This window comes from Pseudoalteromonas sp. UBA2102 (assembly GCF_002331165.1).
GTDB classification, from domain to species: domain Bacteria; phylum Pseudomonadota; class Gammaproteobacteria; order Enterobacterales; family Alteromonadaceae; genus Pseudoalteromonas; species Pseudoalteromonas atlantica.
On record NZ_DCYU01000088.1, the window covers coordinates 1 to 6163 of the forward strand.

Consider the following 6163-nt stretch of genomic DNA (forward strand, 5'->3'; position numbering starts at 1 on the left):
GGCCAAATTAACTATGCCACTACATACCAATAAAATTGATAACCAAAAGAAGCACTGGAAAGCTTTTCTTGAACACCCACAAATTCTTGACTTAGAGTACGATTATGACGAGGCGGGAGATGAATCTGAAGAGAAAGATAGATTTGCCAAGCTAATTCAGAAAGAGAGTTTGGATTTAGAAGCCTTATCTGAGGATAACCGGAGTAGAGTTACTAGAAGTCAGGTAACTAGGGTCGGTCAGCAGGGATTTCGAGCACTTATTCTGGATAATTTCTATTTGAAATGTGCTATATCTGGCAGTGAAGAACAAGCCTTGCTTGAGGCTGCACACATTATGCCTTACAAAGGGGCACAATCTAACGTGTTACAGAATGGCTTATGTCTTAGAGTTGATCTCCATCGGTTATTCGATAAGTTTTTAATATCAATTGAACCGCAGACCCTAGAAATAGTTGTTTCTGATAAAGTAAAAGATACCTACTACAAAAATTTTGCAGGGATAAAATTGGGTAGTAGTAAAGTCGGTGTTTCTAAATCATTATTAAAGAGGCAATTTTATCAATTTATGAAGCATAATAAAAATAGCTGAATCTATTTCAGCTGTGATTTACTTAATCATTAATGTTAACAGACTTATCATGATTAGGGTTAATACGCGCATATTCGACGCCTCTGTCAGCAACTGTAAGTGAATGGGGTCAAATCTTGAATTCATACTTTAAAAATCTTCAATGTCCGCTCATGGCACATAGCAGCCAACTAAACTTGGCAGTATTTTTATGGGATTGACCTCATAAAGCCTATATTTGGTAACTTTATGCCATTATACACTTCAATTTTATGCCAAGTTACACTCCACCTATGGCGCTGTAGCCCAGTAGAAACGTATGTTTTTATGTCAACTTATACTTCAAACAACAATTTGGGTGAAAATACATTCCTTTTTAAATTATTCCTTAGTAATACCGTAAAATATTTAATATTTCGAGTGTCGATTTTACACTATTACCGCTCTACCTCATTTTTACATTCACACTGTTTTTATTATTGCCGTTTACTGCACTAGCAGATGAAACATTCACTATTTATGTAAAAAAATCAAATTACTTAATTAGCAACGCTAAAGCAAAACTCACATCTACTGAGCTTGGCAATAAATTAAAGTCACTCAATGTTTCAACAGTAATACTCGATGTAGACTATTGCGCAGCTCCAGAAGCGTTAGCTAATGCCTATTTAGCAATCGCAAATGCTAAGCCTATGCTTAAGGATATTAAGTTAAATTTAAGTGACAGTCATAAAAAGAGTAAGTGTAAAAACACATAACACGCTTTTTGACAGGGGGTAATGTGTATCTGTTCCTGTTTTATTGCTGCTAGACAACCCTTGCCTTGTACGTAATAATGTAAAAATTACATTAATTTTAACATATAAAGTGTTAACAAAGTGCCCCAAGGTTGATTAATGCCGCAAAGAAGTAAGTGGACACTCGCTGTTTTATTAGGGTTATTAGGCGGGTTAGTAAATCTCTCGCCATTGTATTTTTTCGACAGCTCCGAATTTTTGTTTGGGCAATTGTTTGTTTTATGCAGCTTAGTATTTACTGGGCTGCGTTACGCGTGCCTAAGCCTTGCTATTGTTTCTGGTTTTTTACTTTATAGGTGGGGCCATTGTTGGCCGAGTATTGTGTATTTACTCGAGCTTTGTTGGCTTTATGCTTTTTGTTTACGCCGCTCTAAACCTATTCTTCCTCTGGGTAGCGTATTTTGGCTATGTATTGGTTTACCCTTTGTATGGGTTATAGGCCAATTTGTTATTGGCTTGGCCTGGTTAACGCTAATAGTAGCGATATCAAAGTACTTAATTAACGCGCTAATAAGTTTGGCGGTGGTTGATTTAGTTAGTGTATTTGTACCTTACGCTAGCCGTGCGTATCAGGGTAGGCCACTGGCAAAAATTTTAAGCTATGTGGTTAGTGTCATTATTATTTTAGTGGTATTGCTAACCAGTGTAATTTTAGTAAACGATCATCATGCGCGCTTAGAGTATGAAGTAAACGCTCAACTAAAAGAAAAAGCCGAGTCTATTAGCACGCAATTAAATGATTATTTAGCATTTCATAAAAACGCCATTGTTATGAGTAGCGACGCAATAAGTGCGGGCACTGCAAGCGATGTGCAGCTCAAACGATTAATGTCGTTATTTCCAGGCTTTACAACCAGCTTGTATGCAAACCCAGATGGCTTTGTAGAGCTTAGCTCGCCCAGCGATTTAATAGAGGGGCTTAGCCTTGCGCAGCGTAGTGTTAAAGACCGAGCATACTTTACTCAAGCTCAGCAGTTCCCTCTGGGTTATACCAGTGGTGTGTTTCAAGGTCGCGGCCTAGGTAACGAGGCCATTGTGGCGCTGTCGGCACCTATATACCGTAACAATACGTTTTATGGTGTGGTAGAGGGCTCGTTAAAGTTAGACCGCTTAGAGCGGTTTATACCTAACTTATTTGAGTACACGGGCGATTTAGTGGTGCTAGATGCGCAGCAAAAAGTGGTATTTAGCTCCCTTGATGAATTTAAAATACTGAGCCATTTTAACGGGGAGGGCTTTAATACCAGTAACTTAGGTGATAAAAACCTATTTCGTTCAAGCAAAAACGAGGTGTACCACAGCTCTAGGTACATTGATCCACAAAATCACTGGCAAGTTATTACCTTTTATAATCGTAAGCATTTAAGTATGTCGGTGGCAAAAGCTTGGCTACCCACTATTTTGTTAAGTGCGATATTGATGCTTATGGTGGTTATTTTTATACACCAACTTGCTAATTTATTAGTGCAGCCAATCACTAGCTTAACTACGCTAATGCAAAGCTTTGGCAAAACCAAAACACATAAGTTTAATACAGACTCAAGCTGGCATGAGGTATTGCAACTGCAACAGCAATTTGAATTACTAGCTAATGCGCTGCAGCGTTCAATAGAAAACCTACAAGCCTCTAATATCAGAAACCAAGGGTTAAATACCCAGCTGAGCGAATTTAATCAGCAGCTAGAGGGCAAAGTAGCAGAGCAAACCACCGAGCTTAAAAAAGCGGTAAATAGGGCTAATTTAGCCAATGTTGCAAAGTCGCAATTTTTAGCCAATATGAGCCACGAGCTACGCACCCCTATGAACGGTATTTTAGGCATGGGAGAGGTTTTATTGCGCGATAATTCATTAACCGATGAGCAGCGGGAGCTATTAAATACGCAGCAAAAAAGCGCACAAAACTTACTGAAAATTTTAAACGATATTTTAGATTTTTCTAAAATAGAAGCTAACGCCATGGAAATTAGCCCACGGGCGACTAACCTTGCGCCGTTTATTGCCAATATAAAGTCGTTGTTTTCTCCCATTGTAAGTTCTGATCACGTCGAGTTTATTGTTAGCCAAAGCGACAGGCTGCCAGATTGCGTAAAAGTAGACGACCTACGTTTAAACCAAGTCATTATTAACTTGCTCTCTAATGCGTATAAGTTTACTGAGCGTGGTTTTGTGCGTTTATCGTTTGATTACGAAAACGAGCAACTTTTAATAAGCGTAGCCGATAGCGGCATTGGTATTGAAAAAGATCAGCAGTCGTTGTTATTTAGTGAGTTTACGCAAGCAGATGTAGGTGTGGCACGTAAGTATGGTGGCACAGGCTTAGGTTTAGCAATTAGCCAAGGGTTAATTAAAAAAATGCAGGGTGAAATTACCCTCAACAGCGAACCAGGCAAAGGCAGCGTACTTAAATTTTACGTAAGTGCACCTAAAGCACAGTCCAACAAACCAGAGCCCGTAAAACAGCCGAAGTCGTTGCCTAATTTAAGCGATAAAACACTTTTACTGGTTGAAGATAACCCCATTAACCGCCAAGTAATTGCAAAAATGCTAGAGCCTACAAAGGTAAACTTAGTGATGGCAACCGACGGCATAGAAGCGCTAAAAGTACTTGAAGGTAACCGCTTTGATTTAATTTTAATGGATTGCCAAATGCCTAATATGGATGGCTACGAGTGCACCCAAACAATACGGGCTAACGAGGTAAACACAAAGGCACATGTGCCCATTGTTGCTATTACCGCAAACGCCTACGAAGATGATAAGCAGCGCTGTTTAAGTGTAGGCATGGATGATTTTGTATCTAAACCGGTAAATACACAAGGGTTGTATGAAGTAATCGCGAGGGTGATAAACACGCATTAGTGCAGCGTTTATCACCATAACAAACTTTAAATAAAATCGAGGGTGAGCAACAAGCGTTGCTCGTTTGCAGCCACCGGTGGCGAGCGATGTACAAGCCCTGCGCCTTCGTTTTCATCCCAGTACTCGCCTTTAAGTAGCGCAACATCGCCTTGCTGGAGTTGATTAATATTATTTAGGCTTTTAAATAAGCCAGACTCTTCATCAGGCTTACCTAAATTACCAGTTCCAAGCTTTGAGCGCTCTACATCGCTGTGATTTAACCACTGCGTTGCAACGCCTTGGTAAGTAGTCACTAATCGGCACGGAATTTTGTCTACATGAAAACGCGGGCACATAGGTTTATCTAATATTTTTAGCCTTAAACCGGCGCGTTTTAAGTCAAATAGGCAGCAAAACATTTCAACTAATAATGTTATGTCTTTACACAGCGCATCAGTTTCATCGCGGTTATTATCATTTGGTTTAAGTGCAGTAACTAACTTATCAAACGCATCATCGGGTGATACCGCAAGCTCAAGTGGTTTTATGGCATTAGTGCTAATGAGTGTATTAACGGCATTTGTTAATGCTTGTTCAAGGTCTCTTTGCCAAATAACGATGTTAGTGTTTTGGTCATAAATGTGTGGCAATACATTGGCGTTACTGTCTTTAGCTGCTCTTCGGTGGAGTTGCTCAGTGGGTTTTATTTGCGCCGTTATTGGAGCTAGGGCATTCATTACACTTCCTCCCAAATAGGAAACGGGTCGTTATAGGTTTTCCAAAAATCTTTACCTTTAAGCACGGCTTCTTCTGGTAGTAGGCAGTCATCAAGCGCCTCAATCATGGCGTGTTTATTTAACGACTGACCAATAAATACAAGTTCTTGACGCATATCACCAAAGGGCTCTACCCATTTACTGTTTATACCAGCAAGTAGCTCGGGCTCTGTGGGCCAGTCTTTTTTAGGAATTGCTTTATAAAACATGCCAGCAAACCCGTAATGAGCTATACCGCCGGCTTGGCTCCACTGCGCGCAAAATAAAGGGCGCGTTGCGAGCCAAAAATATCCTTTAGAGCGAATGAGCTGGCCAAATTGCTCGGTGTTGTGCAAAAAGTGATAAAACTTTTCAGGGTTAAATGGGCGGCGCGCCGTATAATTAAAGCTGCTAATACCATACTCTTCGGTCTCGGGGATGTGTTCACCACGCATTTCTTTAAGCCAATCCGGCGCTTGTTGGGCACGTGCAAAATTAAATAAGCCCGTATTGAGCACTTCGTTAATATTAATATTGCCGTTTGATATAGGAATCATTTTAGCTTGAGTATTAAGCGTATTTAAAATGGCAATAAGCTTATTGAGCTGTTCATTGGTGGCTAAATCAGTTTTGCTAATTAAAATAACGTCGGCAAATTCAACTTGATCAACAAGTAGGTCGGCCACGCTTCGCTCGTCGTCTTCTCCTAACGATTCGCCAGTATCTTGTAAATCGTTTGCTTGTTCGTAGTCGGTTAAAAAGTTAACCGCATCAACCACGGTTACCATGGTATCGAGGGTGGCAACATCACCAAGAGAAACCCCGTTTTCGTCGGCAAAGGTAAATGTTTCGGCAACCGGTAGAGGTTCTGAAATGCCTGTTGATTCAATGACGAGATAATCAAAACGGCCATCTTTGGCAAGTTTACCCACTTCAACAAGTAAATCTTCTCGTAGTGTGCAGCAAATACAGCCGTTGCTCATTTCGACGAGTTTTTCGTTGCTGTGATTGAGCGACACATCGTTTTTAATTGTGGCTGCATCTATGTTTATCTCGCTCATATCGTTGACTATAACTGCCACTTTTTTTCCTTGTCGGTTATTAAGAATATGGCTAAGTACGGTTGTTTTACCAGCGCCTAAAAAGCCTGATAACACTGTGACGGGCAGTTTATTGATCATTTAATTTTACTTACTAATAGGTAT

General features: G+C 40.1%; 5 protein-coding genes. 3 read left to right on the forward strand and 2 right to left on the reverse strand.

Annotated features, from left to right (window positions below):
• From B2R65_RS12130 to B2R65_RS12140, 3 genes are all read left to right on the forward strand, one after another.
• Positions 1–589, forward strand: a 589-nt coding sequence (locus B2R65_RS12130) for an HNH endonuclease (protein WP_286742999.1), incomplete at its 5' end; no start/stop codon positions are given.
• Between the two features lie 458 nt (positions 590–1047).
• Positions 1048–1326 carry a hypothetical protein gene (locus B2R65_RS12135; RefSeq protein ID WP_286743002.1) on the forward strand — a complete coding sequence of 93 codons (279 nt, stop codon included), beginning with the start codon at positions 1048–1050 and terminating at the stop codon, positions 1324–1326.
• Between the two features lie 138 nt (positions 1327–1464).
• Complete coding sequence (locus B2R65_RS12140; protein WP_273611462.1) at positions 1465–4224, forward strand: response regulator; 2760 nt, start codon at positions 1465–1467, stop codon at positions 4222–4224.
• 26 nt (positions 4225–4250) lie between these two features.
• Here the strand turns inward: B2R65_RS12140 and B2R65_RS12145 are convergent, their stop codons facing one another.
• The gene (locus tag B2R65_RS12145; RefSeq protein WP_273611463.1) at positions 4251–4940 is read right to left on the reverse strand and encodes a DUF1826 domain-containing protein; all 690 of its coding nucleotides are present in this window, start codon (positions 4938–4940) and stop codon (positions 4251–4253) included.
• The gene (gene zigA, locus B2R65_RS12150; protein WP_273611464.1) at positions 4940–6139 is read right to left on the reverse strand and encodes a zinc metallochaperone GTPase ZigA; all 1200 of its coding nucleotides are present in this window, start codon (positions 6137–6139) and stop codon (positions 4940–4942) included. Before zigA ends, B2R65_RS12145 begins: the two co-directional genes overlap by 1 nt.
• Positions 6140–6163 lie beyond the last annotated feature (24 nt).

Bases quoted from the DNA above. Each gene is read 5' to 3' on its own strand.
- B2R65_RS12140 (WP_273611462.1), top strand. From the start codon at position 1,465: ATGCCGCAAAGAAGTAAGTGGACACTCGCTGTTTTATTAGGGTTATTA.
- B2R65_RS12145 (WP_273611463.1), bottom strand. From the start codon at position 4,940: ATGAATGCCCTAGCTCCAATAACGGCGCAAATAAAACCCACTGAGCAA.
- zigA (WP_273611464.1), bottom strand. From the start codon at position 6,139: ATGATCAATAAACTGCCCGTCACAGTGTTATCAGGCTTTTTAGGCGCT.